The sequence below is a fragment of the Arthrobacter sp. AOP36-C1-22 genome, assembly GCF_052377515.1.
Lineage (GTDB): Bacteria > Actinomycetota > Actinomycetes > Actinomycetales > Micrococcaceae > Arthrobacter_H.
In genome coordinates this window covers 1-13,927 of record NZ_JBQSWW010000008.1, presented here as the reverse complement: position 1 = coordinate 13,927, position 13,927 = coordinate 1, and the positions used below count along the sequence as shown (strand labels likewise).

Here is a 13,927-nt window from a genome sequence, read left to right as displayed (position 1 = left end):
TGATGGCGAGCGTGAGAACTTCCATCATCGGGAGACCTCGACGTCTATCCCGGCACCGACGCGCCCACCCCACACTCCGCAGCTACACCCTCATCTGCGAAGAGCCAGAAATAGGCCCTGACGTGGACCTACGCTCTAGAGAGTGGGGGCGCTCGTGGCTTGGTCGGGGGTCCAGCTCGAGTTCGAGTTTCCTGCCGCGATCTCTTTCGCTCGGTGGTAGAGAGCGCCCGCGTATGTGTCGACCGTTGCCGCCCATGCATGCTGGATGATATCGCGTACATCCGTAGTCTCGCCGCCCTCCGGCAACGTAAACGTCAAGACGCGCTTGAAATCATTGTTGGCGTCGATGTTTGTATCGATGTTAGGCAGCCGGCCATCGAGTTGAAGAGTGTTGAGTAGTTTCTTGAATTCGGGGTCAATCCACATCTCACACAGTGACGCTGACTCTGTGAACCGGGCGCGGTCGGTCTCGGCGAATTCCTGAACGAGCGTCCTAAGCTCGGGGTGGACTCGGCTTGCGTGCTCGGCAAGGTCGGGGAAGCTGAGTGTCAGCTGCGGCATGGGTGTCTCCTGGGGCGTCTTGTGCGTTTGGTCAGATGGTGCAACTCTACCACTGTGCACACTGATGGTGACATCATCAGTTACGGATGGAGCTTACGTCATAATGTAGTCTGGCTACATGAACGAGCGTTCCACCGCGCCCCGCAAGGCAGCCATCTACCTCCGAATCTCACAGGATCGCGAGATGGACGGGCTCGCTATCGACCGCCAGCGCGAGGACTGCGAAAACCTTGCACGATTCCGGCGCTGGGAGGTCGTCGAGACCTACGTGGACCAGTCGAAGAGCGCCACCGACAGGAGCGCCATCCGCCCGGACTACGACCGCATGGTCGCCGACTATTTGCTCGGACGGTTCGGCGCGATCATCTGCTACGACCTCGACAGGCTCACTCGGCAGCCCCGACAGCTGGAGGACTGGATCGACGCCGCCGAGCTGCGCGGCCTCGCCCTCGTCACGGCCAATGGCGACGCGGACCTTTCGACCGACGGCGGTCGGATGTATGCCCGCATCAAGGCGGCTGTGGCGCGGGCCGAGATGGAACGCAAGAGTGCCCGCCAGTCTGCAGCCCAGCGTCAGCGCGCTATGCAGGGGCGCGCCCCGAAGGGCATGCGCCCGCTCGGCTACGCCGTCGACGGTGAGGTGATCCCTCACGAAGCCGAGGCCGTGAAGGCGATCTACGAGCTGTTCACCAGGATCGAGCACCCTGAGTCGCTGCGATCGCTCGCCCGGGCTCTCAGTGGCACCGAGCAGATCGATGGGATCACACCACTGCCCAAGCACACGCACACCGTGAGCGTCGAGCGCGCCACCGCCCGCGCGCAGCAGGGCCTCGAACCTAGGCCGATCGTCGAGGACGGTCCGTGGTCTCCCTCGACCGTGCTGGGCATCCTGCGGAACCCGCGTTACGCGGCGCTGAGCACGTACACTCCGAAGTTTGCTCAGGCGGATGGGAAGCGGCGCCGGATGTGGAAGGCGCAGATCCTCCGTGATGACGCTGGAGAGCCGATCCGGGGGCAGTGGGAGCCGATCGTTAGCGATGAGACGTGGTGGAAGGCGCAGCAGGTCCTCGATGACACGGAGCGGGTGACGAACACATCCGGCTCGACCAAGCGCAAGCACCTCGGCAGCGGGCTCTACCGGTGCGGATACGTCGACGAGGAGACCGGCGAGGTGTGCGGGAGGAAGGTGACCGGGGCACCGCGCGGGTACAAGTGCGCAGGGCACATCGTCCGCTCGGGCGCCGCCATCGACGATTTCGTCATGACGGTCGTCGCCAAGCGTCTTGCACGCAAGGACGCGACGGTGATGGTCGAGCTCGCGGACGGTGGGCCGCATGCGGCAGGCATCGACTCGGCGATCAGCGACCAGCGGGCGCGCATTCTGCGCGCCGAGGCCGACTACGACGCCGAGATCATCGAGGCCCGCGACCTCAAGCGTGTTCGGGACGCCGCAGAAGTGCGTATTCAGGAGCTGGAAGCCGAAAGGCTCATGCAAGGGCGCGCGGGCGCGCTGTCGCCGATCCTGGGCGTCGATGATCCTGCCGAGGCGTTCCAGGACGCTTCACTTGACCTCCGTCGTCAGACCATCGACACCCTTGCCACGGTTACCCTTCTCCCGCAGCCGCGCGGGCGCAAGGGGTTCAGGACCGAGTCCGTCGTCGTCGACTGGAGGTAGACCACCTGGTTGGGTAGCCACGCGGAGCGTGGCCGGGAGACCTCTTGAGAGCGGCGACGTGGCGTAAGCGCGTCGATTCACCGAGCACGACTGCCTGTCGCGCCCGCCGCTCTCCTCGACCACGGAGGAGACCTGCCATGACCACCCGAACGAACACCGACACCACGCCCCGAGCTTGGATCGGCTGCCTCGCCTGCGACAACAACGCTCGCCTCGTCGGCGAGTGGTTCGATGCCGAGACCGCCGACGAAGTCACCCTTGCTGACGTCCACGGCGGCGCTCATCGCGTGCACAGTGGGTGCGAAGAGCTGTGGGTCATGGACCACGAGAACATCCCCGCCTCGGGCGAGATGAGTCCGTCGGAGGCCGCAGAGTGGGCTCGCGTCCTCCTCGCGGTCCCCGAGCACCAGCGCGATGCTCTGTGCGCTTGGACGGCCTCCGGCAGCTACGTCGCAGAAGGCACTGGAGACCTGCCGTCTGTTTCCGACTTCGAAGAGCGCTTCTGCGGAACATGGGGCAGTTTCCGGGACTACGCCGAGACTCTCGCCGAGGAGATCGGCCTCATCCCGCAGGACGCGCCGGAAGAGCTTGTGCGCTACTTCAACTGGGTTGCCTGGACCCGCGACCTCGAATACGACTACACGGTGGTCCGAGCCGACGCGATCTCCGTGTACGTCTTTCGGGACCTGTGAGGGAGCGATCATGAGCGCTGAGACCAACGCCTACAGCCACGCCGAGTCGTTTCGGTGGTGGATCGGCGACCCCGAAATGAGCGATGAGGAGGCCCACCTCCATGACCTGCTCGCCCTGCACAAGGCAACCGTCGAGCTGATCCGCCAGCAGCGGGACCTTCTCGGGTACTTCGACACCGATGCCGAGTTGTTCGGTGATGACCCCGACGTCGACTGAGTTCAGAGTGCCCCGTAGCTTCGGCTACGGGGCACTCACTTTTTTCCTTGGCTACCAGCCACGATAGCTCTCGTACAGCTTCTTTCCGAGCCACCAAAGCAACCAACCGAACAGACCGCATCCGCCCAGGGCGGCGAGGGCAATGAGTGCCTTCGCCCACCAGGCACTCGCGGCGGCGAACGAGTCCCAGGCCCATCCGAGCAGCGGTCCGAGGCCGAGCATCTGCGTGATCCCGCCGACCATCCCCGTGAGCATGATGAACGCGACGGAGAACGGGATGAGGGCAAGGCAGATTCGCCCGACCGTTGCCCAGGTGACCTTCGCCGAAAGCTGCTCGATCCGGCGCTCGGCCCGCCGGGCAGCGCTGACCACTTCGTGGGCACGGTCGGTCACCTTGGCGAGTTTCTCGGTCCCGAGCTTGCTCACTCGCCATTCGAGTCCCGCGAGAGTCTCCTCGACCCTCTGGATGGGAGCTTCGACGGCCTTCGCCAGCCGATCATCGAGTACCTTCACGGCGTGTTCGGTGAGCTTGTCCGTGTCGATGCGGACGTTGCCGCGCTTGCGCACGGCGTCGGCGAGGTCAGCCGAGGCCGAGGCAGTCGTCTTCAGCTCCTCGCTGATCTTCCGCGTCATCGTGTGCGCGGCCAGGTCCGCCCTGGTCACCGAGAACCCGTCGGGCAGCTTCACCACCTCGCTGCTGCTCAGCTGCTGCGCGACGCTTGCGAGCGTCTTCTCGATCTCGTTCAGCCGACTCTTCGTCTCGGCGTCGAGCGGCAGCGTGGAGGGAAGCTCGTGCTGCTGCGAGGTCGACAGGCGATCCAGCCGCGTCGCCTGCTCCTCGTCCATGGTCTTCACGTACTCGGTCAGGTCGGCGACGGTCTTCGTGAGATTCACGATCTGCTGCCTGTCGGCGTCGCGCTGCGAGATCAAGGTCTCCAGCATCTCCGTAGTCCGCTGCTGCTCGTCGGACTGCTTGATCTTGTCCAGCGCTCCCATGAGCCTGTCCCTTCTGTGCGTGGTAGTCGAAGATCTCTTGAGCACCTTCGGCGGTGAACTCGGGTGTCAGCGCCGAGGCCTTCTTCCGTCCGAGCTTCCCGTTGTCATCCCGGCGCATCTTGTAACTCCAGCCGTCGCGGTTCGTCACCGCGAGCGTGACCCCGTGCCCGGCGAGGACGTGCTCGAACGCCTCGCGATTCGTCGAGCGTGAGTCGGTCAGTGCGTCGTAGACCTTGTCGCCGAGGACCTGCTCGAACCCGCCCGGAGCGAAGGCCTCGCGGCGCAGCTCCCAGTCGGGCTTCGGTTCCTCGGGATCGGGGAGTACCCGCAGACCCTCGTCTGCCATCAGCTCGTCGTTCAACTGACGCAATCCGTGCTTCCACGACGTGTACCGCTGGAGGCTCTTACCGGTGAGGTTGTCGTGGTTGATGACGAGGATGTGCGCGTGCCCGTGGCCTCCGGCAGAGTCAGAGTGCACCGCGACCATGTAGTCAGCGCTGTGCATGCGTTCCGCGAGTTCGACGGCCACGTCCCGGATGCGCTCAAGGTCGGCGTGCGAGGTCACATCGAACTCGTCGGGGTGGAACGCCAGCACATAGCTCTGAAGCTGGTTCGTCCGACCATGAGCAGCGGCGTGCGCCTCGGCACACGCTATGAACTCCGACGGGGTCGTCCCGCCGTCGACCATGGACATCGCATACGTGGCTGCACGAGTCGATCCGACCTTGAGGAGCTCCTTTCGCACCTCAGGGTCACGCCCGTAGAGGATGTACCCAACGGCTCCTGCAGCGTTGGTCGAGGGGCGGATGTTCACGGTGCTCATGACCGTGTCCGATCGCCGAGCGAGGCACGCACCTCGTCCACCGCAACCATCACCGCGTGAAGGAGGCCGTCATCGACGGCAGCGCCCTTGCGGAGCGCCTGGTTCAGGTTCACACCAACTCGACGCAGCTGCTCTACTGCCGGAGCAAGAGACGTAGGCGCCGTCTCCTTCACGCCGGCGTTGCTCTCCAGCTGAGCGACCTTCGAGGACCTCGAGTCCAGCGCGTCGAGCATGACGGCACGAGCCCATGCGCTCGGCTTGACGCTGAGCACGTGGGCGCGGTGGCGGATCGCGTCGCGATCAGCCACCGTCAGCCGCACGTCGAGAGAGACCTCTCGACGTCGGCTGTTCCGAGGCTCCACCGGAGCCTCGGCCGACCCTGCCCTCTGCGCAGCACCACGACCGGTGTTCACCTGGGAGTCGTGGTGCTGCTCCGCTGACAGGGCCGGGTCTTCCGCACACCCCTCCGCACGATCCCGACCAGCGCTGCTTGGGGAGTCGGGCTCGTTCTCCGGGGCGTACGGAAGACGGCCAGCAGGGTTCTTGTCGGACACTCGGCTAGCGCCTCGGTCCTCCAAGAGCCGCTGGCCCTCGTCCTCGGTCGCTGCGCGACCTCCGGGCGAGGGGAACCCGGGACGCTGGCGCAAGTCCCGGATCGGACTCGTCAGCCGTTCCACGGTGCCACCTCCTCATGCTCGGCATCGACGGTCTGCGAGGCGGCCCCGTCGTTCACCGCGCCCGAAGACGATGCAGCCTCCTTCGCGCGGATCGACCGCTTCACCTTCTCCGCGGCGATGGCTTCGCTCGCCTCATGGCAGAGCCGGTCGTAGAGGTCGGGGTTCTGGTCGCGCAGCAGATCGATGACCTTTCCGTCGATGCGGCGCAGCTCGGCGGCGGCAGCACGCTTGAGCTTGGCGATGCGCTCGGACGCACGGCGGCGCTCCTGCTCGATCAGCACGTCGAGGTTGGTCGTGGTCTTGTTGCTCATGGTCAGTTATCCTTCCCGTTGAGAGGGTGGCCCTCTCCGAGGACAAGCGACGCGATCTCGGACGGGAGGTCGAGGGCAGCAATGATCGTGTCTTCGGGCAGGCCTTCGTCTCGTGCTTCCTGCACGTCCTCGCGGAGCAAGTCGAGCGCTGCGCCAAGCACGAGTGCCTCAGAGCGCAGGGAACCCTCGACCGTGGTGCGCCGGGGGTCGCGGGCCTGCCATGCATCACCGGGCGCGTGCCCGCCGATGAGCCAGTCCGTCATCGCGATGCGCACCGTGTTCCGGTCGTGCATGTCCTGCATCAGGTCGTCGAGCATCTGGTAGTCGTTGTTCATGGTCATTCCTTTCGGGTCGTTGGGCTGGTCAGTACGGGAGTCGGTCGGCGTCCGTAGGGTGGTCGCCGGGCGCCATGGATGTCATCCGGTCGAGGTACGGGTCGAGGGTGTCGATGGCGAGCATCTGGGACGCCCGCTCAGGCCGGCGGGCGTTGTCCCAATCGCCTCGGGAGACAGTGCCGAGCCCCCACTCGCTGAGCCAGTCGAGGCGGTCGGCAATAGTCATCGAGCGGTCAGCGAGAGTCGGGATCGTGGCGACGCCTTGACGGTGCGCCATGACGATGGACATGAGCACTGCGCGCTGCGGAGTGACGATGCGGCGGCCCTTACCGTGCGTGTACTTCAGGTTCCAGTCGCGCCACTCAGCGACGGTGCGCAGGCATCCGGTCTCGGCCATGTCGCGGGCGATCTGGCGAGCGCGCAGGCAGTCCTCGACCCGCTCCCACGGCTGCGTGGTGAAGGTCGCCATCTCCTCAACGGAGCCGTCCGGCAGAGGCACCATCTCGGGTGTCATGGAGGGCATGACGGGCTGACGCTTGAGGTCGTAGTCCATGCTCACCGAGCGCTCGACCCGGGACGGCAGGAAGTCCTTACGATCCTCGGTGCGTGACAGCTCCTGGAACGAGGGGAATCGCGTGTACCCGTTCGGCACCCGGCCCTCGCGGGTCACGACAGCGGTCAGCAGCAGTTCCCGGTCCTCGGCACTGTCCGGGACGGTACCCTTCGGAGCCTTGAGGCCGTTGTGAGCGCACACCCCGCCTGGAGAGAGCGACACGTTGCCGCGCGTAGTGAAGTTCACCAGATCGTCCTGCGCGTGCTTCGCCTCCCAGATACTCGGGTCGCCGGTCAGAGCAGTGCGAGAGTCGCTGAGCACCTCGTCAAGCCCGTAGAGGTCGAGGCCAGCGACCTCATCAACGGTGAAGTCCGTGATGAACCCGTCCGTGGTCACCGAGAAGACGTGCCCGCCGTGTTCGACGATCTGGTTCATGGTCGCGAGCAGCTGCGCACGAACGAAAGACGTGGTGGTTGCGGCGTGGTAGGGGCTGGAGACCGCCGAGCCGCCGACGTTGTCCATCTCCTGTGCGCGAGCGTCCCATGAGCGCTGCTCAGCGACGTCCTGCGCGGTCTTGCCGTACACCGAGTTCACGCCGGTCTTCAGCGTCTGCTCTTCCAGAGACCCCTTGCCGAAAATCTTCTTGGCAGCGTTCCGGTCATCGATGAGCTGCTTCACCCCATGGCGCAGGGACAGGCTCGGCCCACCGTCCTGCCCCAGCTCGCGACCGAGATAGCCGATCTGGCAGTGGACCTCAGCGCCGAGGCGGAGAGCGAGCCACAGCTCCGGGCCGCAGACCCAGGTGCCAGCAACACCCTCGGACGTGCGCGGATAGACGAGGGTGCCATCAGCGACGATCGGCAAGCACGGATGCGCCACGTCTGCGGGGAACCCGAACGACACGAAGCCGACAAACGGGGTCGCCGCCGAGGACACGTCGTCAACGGTGAGCGCTCGCTCATGCACGACCTCCTCGATGGCACCGGCCTCCCAGTCGAGATCACGCACAAGAGCCATCGCGGTCGGGTAGGCGTTCTGCGCGTCGATGTCCACAGTCGGGGTCGGGTAGTAGCCCGGCATCGGACACGAGTTCAACCCACCGTGATACGCACGGGCGAACGCGGAGGAGAGCTGCGCGGCAGCGCCATCGAGCGGGTTGCGACCCCGCTTCGCGTAGAAGCTCAGCCGGTCACCCTCCTCGACAGCCTCGACGCCCTCGTCCTCGTCCACCAGCCCAGCGAACTTCCGGCGGAACTCCGAGGGGCTCGACGCCCCCAAGTAGGAGCTTCCAGAGTCCACGAGCGCTGCAGCAGCACCACCGCTGAGGGTGATCGGAGGAACGACTCCGTCACCCCACAGCCGAGCGAGGTATTCGACGACGATGACCGCGTCGTTGATGCCGTACTCCAGGAACTCATCCAGGTGCTCACGTCGGTAGTCCGTCATGCGGGAGATCCAGCCCTCCGGCACGTCCAGCTTCGTGACACCGCACGCCGCGCCGAGGACGGCAAGGCTCTTCTTCCCGGCGGGTGCCTGCGACATGGTGTCGCGGACGGACACCGACAGGCTCTGCCACCAGTGCCCGTTCTCGTTGCCGCGCTGCGAGCGGAACGGCAGGAGCGTCACCAGGCCACCGGCAGCCGAGGTTAGCCGGACGAGGCTGTCCAGCTCGCGGCTCTGACCGCCCGTGCGGAAAGTCGTAAGGTCCGCCGAGCCGTAGTGGCAGGCAAGCACGATGGGCACGCGCAGCTTCGCCAGCGCGTCCCGACGCTCCTGCCAGTCATCAGACCAGAACGCCCCGCGCGGCACGCCACGGGGACCGACCTCGTCGGGCACCAGCGCGGAATGCCACAGCTCGGCAGCGACCACCACGGCCCACAGCGCCGTGTGCAGCGAGAGGCGAGCGCCGGAGCCCAGCGGGGGAAGGATGACAACCTCGACCATCATCGACGGATCGACCGGGTCCGGCGTGACGAGCTGGTACGAGTCGATGATCCGCGCGCCGTCCACGGTCGTGAACTCGGTGTCGAAGCCCACGACGATCCCGGCGCGGCCGGTCCCCATCGCCTTCACCGACGGGAGATCGCCGAACGCCGTCGTGGACACCGGCACGCCTGCCCCGACAGCCTCCGGCGCAGGTGACAGCGGACCGCTCGCGGCGCCACGGTCATACAGTCTTAACTCGGGGCTCCCCATAGGGGCTAATGACCGTGCTGGAGCATTTCCTTCCTGGCCAGGGGAAATAGTCGTCTCGGAGAGGTCGAGAAGGTGTGACAGTTCGGAACTGTCACACTCGGTGACGGGAGGCTGAGACCCCGCCGCCCCGCCGGTCGAGGCATCGTTGGGCACGGTCGCGCCCCCGCTGACCGCGGCTCGTGTGCGACGTCGCACGAGCACCTCGAAGACGATGCCGCGCCGCACGCCGTCGGTGATGTCGTGGCGCACCCAGCTGGAGGCCGCGGCGCTCATGCCGCACCGCCGAAGATCGTGCTGAGACGACGAACCTGAGCGTCGTTCAGCGGGGGAGCGGATGCGGCAAGCCGTTCTGCGGCAGCCTCAATCTCCTCGAAGGTCGCGGGCCTGACGGCCACCGCGAGAGCTTCGAGGTCGGCGCGCAGCACCTTGACGCGGGAACCGACCTTGACGGCGGGCAGTCGGCCGTCAGTGATGTACTTCCGAAGTGTGGAGTACGCGGCATAACCCTCGGCAGCCGCCTGCTGGAGGGTGAGATAGATGGGTTGGACGTGAGGTGTCGAGGACACAGGGACTCCCTAGGAGTCATTACCCGTGTACTCGTGGCCGCCTCTTGAGTCCCTCACCTACCGATGAGGGCGGCTGCGCTCTGGCCTCTGTCCTCGTCGCTGGAGCGCCAGGCCCGACGAGTGTGGTTCGCAATCGGCCGGTCTACCCGAGCGCGTCCATCTCGCTCGGAACCCGTGACTCTGGCCTCTTTCCTCGCGCCGGGAGTCACGCCGGTCCCGCGAGTGTGGGTCACCAGTGGCAGTCGGAGGAGCCCATCCCTTGGGTCCGACACGCGACCCTGCCCTGTTATCCGAAGGTGGTGGGTCGCCCGCCAGTCCCTCTTACCCCGGTGTGCTCGTCCCGGGGTCTTCATCTTTTCCGCCGGAGGAGCACTGCTCCGGTCGGGGTAGTAGTCGACGTTCGGCTACACCACTAAGTGTAGCAAGATCGGGCGCATGTTGGCAGCCGAGAGCGTGGAATCCGAAGTCCAAGAGGTAAGCAATGTACGTGATGCGGTCGACTTCCGATTCAACGTCTAGGTACCGGCCGGCCTGAAACTTACAGCGGTGGCCGCCAGGAACATATGTTCGTGACGGCCACCCACATATTTCCACCCGTGGTGCGTCGCAATAATGCCGTGCTCCTTGTGCGGCTTCACTTTCGGGTGGCTCAGCTTGCGGGGCCAGTGGGGGCGCCTTAGAAAAGGGGCCAAGGCACCGCGGACATCTCACCGCGTGGGGATGGAAACCGGCCCTCTGAGAGCAACCGTGTGCAACGTGCCGCGAGAGATGCCAGTTCCTCGACGCTGAGCAAGTCCACCAGTTCCTGGCCCAGACCGCCCTGTAGCCCTTCGCTGACCCGACCTATGCCGTCTCGTTCATCGGCGGTGAGGGCTTCTCCCAGCCACCCCCACAGCACCGTCCGCAGTTTGTGGTCGCTGTGGAGGGTGAGCCCATGGTCCACACCGTGCCGATGGCCGTCAGCCATGGCAAGAATGTGATCTCCTTTGCGGTCGGCGTTGTTGACGATGATGTCGAACACCGCCATGCGTCTGAGGGCAGGCGAGTCTTCGTGGACGAGCGCGATTATCCGTCCGCTCTCATCACGCCCCTCGAGAACCTGTTTCCAGCCGGTCTCCGGAACCTGGTCCGTTGCGACCAGGTCCACAGCGTTTTGGGTTCGGTCCCGCTCCTGCCAGAGCTGCACCATTCCTTCACCCATCGGCCCATCACGCAGCCAGGTGCGTGGCACGATGTCCCAGCCGAGGGCCTGCGAGACCAGATATGCGGCCACTTCCCGATGAGCCAAGAGGCCCTGCGGAAAATCCCAGAGCGGAGTTTCGCCAGCTATCGGCTTATAGACAACCACTACATTGCCGATGGTGCCGAGGAACGTAGCGTTGGACGCCGTCGTGATGCGACCGGTCAGAGTCAGCTCGGCTGTCGCGAGGTCCGGCGTCGCCATCAGACCTCGGGGGAGGGACAGTTGTGCCCGTCTGCGTCCATGGGATAACCACAGAACGGGCATATCGGACGACCGGCCCCGACGATCTCGCGGGTGCGCTTGGTGAATGCACGGGCGCTGCCGACCGGAATTCGCACCCGAAGCATTTCGGGCTCGTCAGTGCCTTCCTCGACGAGCCATTCGCCGTTGCCATCAGCATCAGCATCGGTGATGGGGTAAGCCTCCATGACGATTTGGGCCGTGGTCGGGTCCCAGCCCAGGCCCACAGCTCCGGTACGGAACTGCTCCTGGACGACCTCGAGCTGGTCATTATCGACTAGTTCAACGGGAGTGTTCGTGGGAACACTGAAGGGGTTGCCATCGATGGTGATGAGCTGGTCGAGGATTTCGTCGATCTTCTCCGCGAGCAGAGCAGACTGCTGCTTCTCGAGCGCAATGCTGATGATCTGCGTCCCCGCACGCACCTGCAGGTAGAACGTACGCGCCCCCGGAAGGCCAAGGGTGCCAACGACGACCCGATCGGGCCAGTCGAATTCGTGAACACGTGTAGCCATGTCAGTATTCTAGGCGCATATGGTTCATGGGGCCTTCTGTCCTGCACCGCCGCCCACCGGGGCATCACCAGAAAGAGTGTTGGTAGTCAGCCACGATAGATCACCCGCGTTGGTGTTGGTCGCGTAGACGTTCGGCCGACTCGTTCCGTAGTGCACGATCGATACAGAGGCGGGGCCGACGTTAATACGCTGAAACAGGTCAAGATGCATGCCAAGCGCATCGGCAAGGATTGACTTGATGACGTCACCGTGGCTGACCGCCACCCATACGGCTTCCTGGCCGTACGCGGCTTCGAAGGCCGCATCATGGCGGCGAATTGCTGCCACTGACCGGGCCTGCATTTCTGCCATTGACTCACCGTCGGGGAAGACGACGGCGGACGGTTGGGTCTGTACCAACGGCCACAACTCCTCGGACGCGAGATCACTGAGCGCGCGGCCCTGCCATTGGCCATAATCGCACTCTGTCAGGGCTTGATCGACCACCGTGCCCGGTGTGCCGGTCTGGCGCTCGAGGATGATTTCGGTGGTTTCCTGACAACGCTCAAGTGGGCTCGATACCACCCCGGCAATGGGGACGGGCGCGATCCGTTCTCCGGTCAGAGCGGCCTGGTCACGCCCGACCGAGTCCAAGCTGACGCCAGCGGCTCGGCCAGCTAGCAGACCAGTGGCATTAGCTGTGGTGCGGCCGTGCCGCACGAGAAGAACTGTCGCCATCCACCCAGCCTAGCCACCCATTAGCTGGGGGGCGTGAATCGGGCTGGGGCGTGCGTCGACAGTTCATGCGATGTACAAGATGACCAGAGGGTGGTCCGTGACGTGACGGGGTCGACTCCCGCTCTACCATCCGACACCTATCGGCTGACCACCTACGGCGGCGGCGGGGAACCCGGAGCGTGTCATCTTCTGTCGGTCGTTGGAACTTTCCGCCGTTCTGTTGGAAGGTTGGCTGAAGGGCCAATTTTAGGTCCAACCGACATTTATGAAGGAGCATCAAACCATGACTTTTTCCGTCTATCTTTCCGGTGAGATCCACACCGACTGGCGTGATGAGATCCAGCGTGGTGCAGAGGCCCTCGGGCTCGACGTGGAATTCACCTCGCCGGTGACCGACCACCCCGCAAGCGACGCCGCAGGCGACCACCTCGGCGAGACCTCTAGCCAATTCTGGCGTGATCACCAGTCCTCCAAGGTCAACTCCATTCGTACGCGCACGCTGATTGAACAGAGTGATTTGGTGGTGGTCCGCTTCGGAGATAAGTACAAACAATGGAACGCCGCCTTCGATGCCGGCTACTGCGCAGCCCTGGGCAAGCCATACATGACGTTGCACGACGAAGACATCGTCCATCCGCTCAAGGAGGTCGACGCCGAAGCACAGGCTTGGTGCAAGACCACTGATCAGGTGGTGCAGACACTGCAGTACGTACTCAAGGCATAAAACAGCGGTTGCTCCGTGCTGGAACGCGGTCGACTTTCGCCTCACCGCATTGCCGCGTTCCGGTTCCACCGTTGTCCCTGGGCCGGCATCGGCCCCTGATGCACGAACTTCGTGCTCGCCTTGAGTGCACGACGGAATGACGGGGTGATCGGAGTGCTTCGATGTCGTCGGCCAGGTCGGAGACGGGCCGACGCCCGTCAAGCTCGATGGTTGCGCCTCGCCGTAGCTGTGGTTCGACGTCCCTCGGATTCCGGCGCACTTCATCCTGCTGTGCCCTGGTGCGTCCGTACGGGTTGTTCGTCCTGTTGGCGACACGCTCGATGAGAGCCTGGACCGGAGCGTTCAGCAGCACCACGTGGTCGAACCGGTCGTAGAACCTTCCCTGGTTCTCGACGGTGCCCGAGATCAGCAAATCATCGTGCCGGGCCAGGAGGTCGCTCATTCTCGACTCGTCCCAGACGCTTCCCGGCAACTCCCAGTTGTCGTAGTCCGTATCAACGGTGAGGTGTCCCCGAATGGCAAGCTCTTCGAGCAACGTCGACATCCCGGCACCGGACATGCCGGTGATGAGGATGCGGGCCCTGACGCAAGCGTAATGGACTTCCTGAAAGACGGATGTGAATCCTGCGCGCGTCGAGGGTTGGACTGGAGACCTCCAGCTTCCAGGGCTTCTTCGGGCCGGAACCCGGCTGGTTTCAGCTTCAACGTTTATTTCCGGGGGAGCGCAGTCGGATGCACCCGGTGGCCCACGGTACGAGCCGTCAGGGCACGTCACTTCGGACGACAGGAATCGGTGTCGAGGAGGCGGACGTTTGAATAGCACTTTTGATGCTGCGGCCTCAGTGCTGGTACCGACTATGCCACCGTGGACTACCGCTCTAAAAGG

The 13,927-nt window shown here is 64.7% G+C and carries 15 protein-coding genes and 1 pseudogene; 4 read left to right on the top strand and 12 right to left on the bottom strand.

Going from position 1 to position 13,927, the window contains the following annotated elements; translation table 11 throughout:
* Window positions 1-135: 135 nt before the first annotated feature.
* A complete protein-coding gene (locus ACT3S6_RS06390) occupies window positions 136-561 on the bottom strand; it encodes a hypothetical protein (protein WP_006822820.1) in 426 nt (141 codons plus the stop codon).
* A gap of 118 nt (window positions 562-679) precedes the next feature.
* Here ACT3S6_RS06390 and ACT3S6_RS06385 point away from each other — a divergent pair, with 118 nt between their 5' ends.
* From ACT3S6_RS06385 to ACT3S6_RS06375, 3 genes are all read left to right on the top strand, one after another.
* Window positions 680-2,236, top strand: coding sequence for a recombinase family protein (locus ACT3S6_RS06385; RefSeq protein WP_444554221.1), 1,557 nt, complete (start codon window positions 680-682; stop codon window positions 2,234-2,236).
* A 137-nt stretch (window positions 2,237-2,373) separates the two neighbouring features.
* A complete protein-coding gene (locus tag ACT3S6_RS06380; protein WP_059280958.1) occupies window positions 2,374-2,928 on the top strand; it encodes an antirestriction protein ArdA in 555 nt (184 codons plus the stop codon).
* A gap of 10 nt (window positions 2,929-2,938) precedes the next feature.
* Window positions 2,939-3,145, top strand: a complete 207-nt coding sequence (locus tag ACT3S6_RS06375; protein WP_096197733.1) for a hypothetical protein — start codon at window positions 2,939-2,941, stop codon at window positions 3,143-3,145.
* 51 nt (window positions 3,146-3,196) lie between these two features.
* Here ACT3S6_RS06375 and ACT3S6_RS06370 read toward each other — a convergent pair whose 3' ends face one another.
* The 10 genes and pseudogenes from ACT3S6_RS06370 to ACT3S6_RS06325 all read right to left on the bottom strand — a co-directional run bounded on the left by ACT3S6_RS06370 (window position 3,197) and on the right by ACT3S6_RS06325 (window position 12,317).
* A complete protein-coding gene (locus ACT3S6_RS06370) occupies window positions 3,197-4,141 on the bottom strand; it encodes a hypothetical protein (RefSeq protein ID WP_096197734.1) in 945 nt (314 codons plus the stop codon).
* 340 nt (window positions 4,142-4,481) lie between these two features.
* Window positions 4,482-4,829 (bottom strand): annotated as a pseudogene (locus ACT3S6_RS06365) (relaxase/mobilization nuclease domain-containing protein); the annotation flags it as partial.
* A gap of 131 nt (window positions 4,830-4,960) precedes the next feature.
* Entirely contained in the window at window positions 4,961-5,326 is a 366-nt protein-coding gene (locus tag ACT3S6_RS06360) for a plasmid mobilization protein (RefSeq protein ID WP_443385747.1), read from the bottom strand.
* Window positions 5,327-5,628: 302 nt separating this feature from the next.
* Complete coding sequence (locus ACT3S6_RS06355) at window positions 5,629-5,952, bottom strand: hypothetical protein (protein ID WP_096197735.1); 324 nt, start codon at window positions 5,950-5,952, stop codon at window positions 5,629-5,631.
* A 2-nt stretch (window positions 5,953-5,954) separates the two neighbouring features.
* Window positions 5,955-6,287 carry a hypothetical protein gene (locus ACT3S6_RS06350; RefSeq protein ID WP_096197736.1) on the bottom strand — a complete coding sequence of 111 codons (333 nt, stop codon included), beginning with the start codon at window positions 6,285-6,287 and terminating at the stop codon, window positions 5,955-5,957.
* 28 nt (window positions 6,288-6,315) lie between these two features.
* Window positions 6,316-9,309, bottom strand: a complete 2,994-nt coding sequence (locus tag ACT3S6_RS06345) for a hypothetical protein (RefSeq protein WP_096197737.1) — start codon at window positions 9,307-9,309, stop codon at window positions 6,316-6,318.
* Complete coding sequence (locus ACT3S6_RS06340) at window positions 9,306-9,602, bottom strand: helix-turn-helix domain-containing protein (protein ID WP_059280964.1); 297 nt, start codon at window positions 9,600-9,602, stop codon at window positions 9,306-9,308. Before ACT3S6_RS06340 ends, ACT3S6_RS06345 begins: the two co-directional genes overlap by 4 nt.
* Before the next feature lie 676 nt (window positions 9,603-10,278).
* Window positions 10,279-11,046 carry an SCO1664 family protein gene (locus ACT3S6_RS06335; RefSeq protein WP_444554220.1) on the bottom strand — a complete coding sequence of 256 codons (768 nt, stop codon included), beginning with the start codon at window positions 11,044-11,046 and terminating at the stop codon, window positions 10,279-10,281.
* Complete coding sequence (locus ACT3S6_RS06330) at window positions 11,046-11,600, bottom strand: DUF3090 domain-containing protein (protein WP_444554219.1); 555 nt, start codon at window positions 11,598-11,600, stop codon at window positions 11,046-11,048. The genes ACT3S6_RS06335 and ACT3S6_RS06330 overlap by 1 nt, the downstream gene beginning before the upstream one ends.
* 24 nt (window positions 11,601-11,624) lie before the next feature.
* Entirely contained in the window at window positions 11,625-12,317 is a 693-nt protein-coding gene (locus tag ACT3S6_RS06325; RefSeq protein ID WP_444554218.1) for a histidine phosphatase family protein, read from the bottom strand.
* A 283-nt stretch (window positions 12,318-12,600) separates the two neighbouring features.
* On the opposite strand from ACT3S6_RS06325, the gene ACT3S6_RS06320 reads away from it, so the two are divergent.
* Window positions 12,601-13,041, top strand: a complete 441-nt coding sequence (locus ACT3S6_RS06320; RefSeq protein WP_444554217.1) for a YtoQ family protein — start codon at window positions 12,601-12,603, stop codon at window positions 13,039-13,041.
* On the opposite strand, the gene ACT3S6_RS06315 is transcribed toward ACT3S6_RS06320, so the two are convergent.
* Entirely contained in the window at window positions 13,031-13,816 is a 786-nt protein-coding gene (locus ACT3S6_RS06315; RefSeq protein ID WP_444554331.1) for an AAA family ATPase, read from the bottom strand. The genes ACT3S6_RS06320 and ACT3S6_RS06315 overlap by 11 nt on opposite strands.
* Window positions 13,817-13,927: the final 111 nt, after the last annotated feature.

What these genes read in the sequence shown, in the direction of transcription:
- ACT3S6_RS06390 (WP_006822820.1), bottom strand. Translation starts at nt 561, where the DNA reads ATGCCGCAGCTGACACTCAGCTTCCCCGACCTTGCCGAGCACGCAAGC.
- ACT3S6_RS06385 (WP_444554221.1), top strand. Translation starts at nt 680, where the DNA reads ATGAACGAGCGTTCCACCGCGCCCCGCAAGGCAGCCATCTACCTCCGA.
- ACT3S6_RS06380 (WP_059280958.1), top strand. Translation starts at nt 2,374, where the DNA reads ATGACCACCCGAACGAACACCGACACCACGCCCCGAGCTTGGATCGGC.
- ACT3S6_RS06375 (WP_096197733.1), top strand. Translation starts at nt 2,939, where the DNA reads ATGAGCGCTGAGACCAACGCCTACAGCCACGCCGAGTCGTTTCGGTGG.
- ACT3S6_RS06370 (WP_096197734.1), bottom strand. Translation starts at nt 4,141, where the DNA reads ATGGGAGCGCTGGACAAGATCAAGCAGTCCGACGAGCAGCAGCGGACT.
- ACT3S6_RS06355 (WP_096197735.1), bottom strand. Translation starts at nt 5,952, where the DNA reads ATGAGCAACAAGACCACGACCAACCTCGACGTGCTGATCGAGCAGGAG.
- ACT3S6_RS06350 (WP_096197736.1), bottom strand. Translation starts at nt 6,287, where the DNA reads ATGAACAACGACTACCAGATGCTCGACGACCTGATGCAGGACATGCAC.
- ACT3S6_RS06345 (WP_096197737.1), bottom strand. Translation starts at nt 9,309, where the DNA reads ATGAGCGCCGCGGCCTCCAGCTGGGTGCGCCACGACATCACCGACGGC.
- ACT3S6_RS06335 (WP_444554220.1), bottom strand. Translation starts at nt 11,046, where the DNA reads ATGGCGACGCCGGACCTCGCGACAGCCGAGCTGACTCTGACCGGTCGC.
- ACT3S6_RS06330 (WP_444554219.1), bottom strand. Translation starts at nt 11,600, where the DNA reads ATGGCTACACGTGTTCACGAATTCGACTGGCCCGATCGGGTCGTCGTT.
- ACT3S6_RS06325 (WP_444554218.1), bottom strand. Translation starts at nt 12,317, where the DNA reads ATGGCGACAGTTCTTCTCGTGCGGCACGGCCGCACCACAGCTAATGCC.
- ACT3S6_RS06320 (WP_444554217.1), top strand. Translation starts at nt 12,601, where the DNA reads ATGACTTTTTCCGTCTATCTTTCCGGTGAGATCCACACCGACTGGCGT.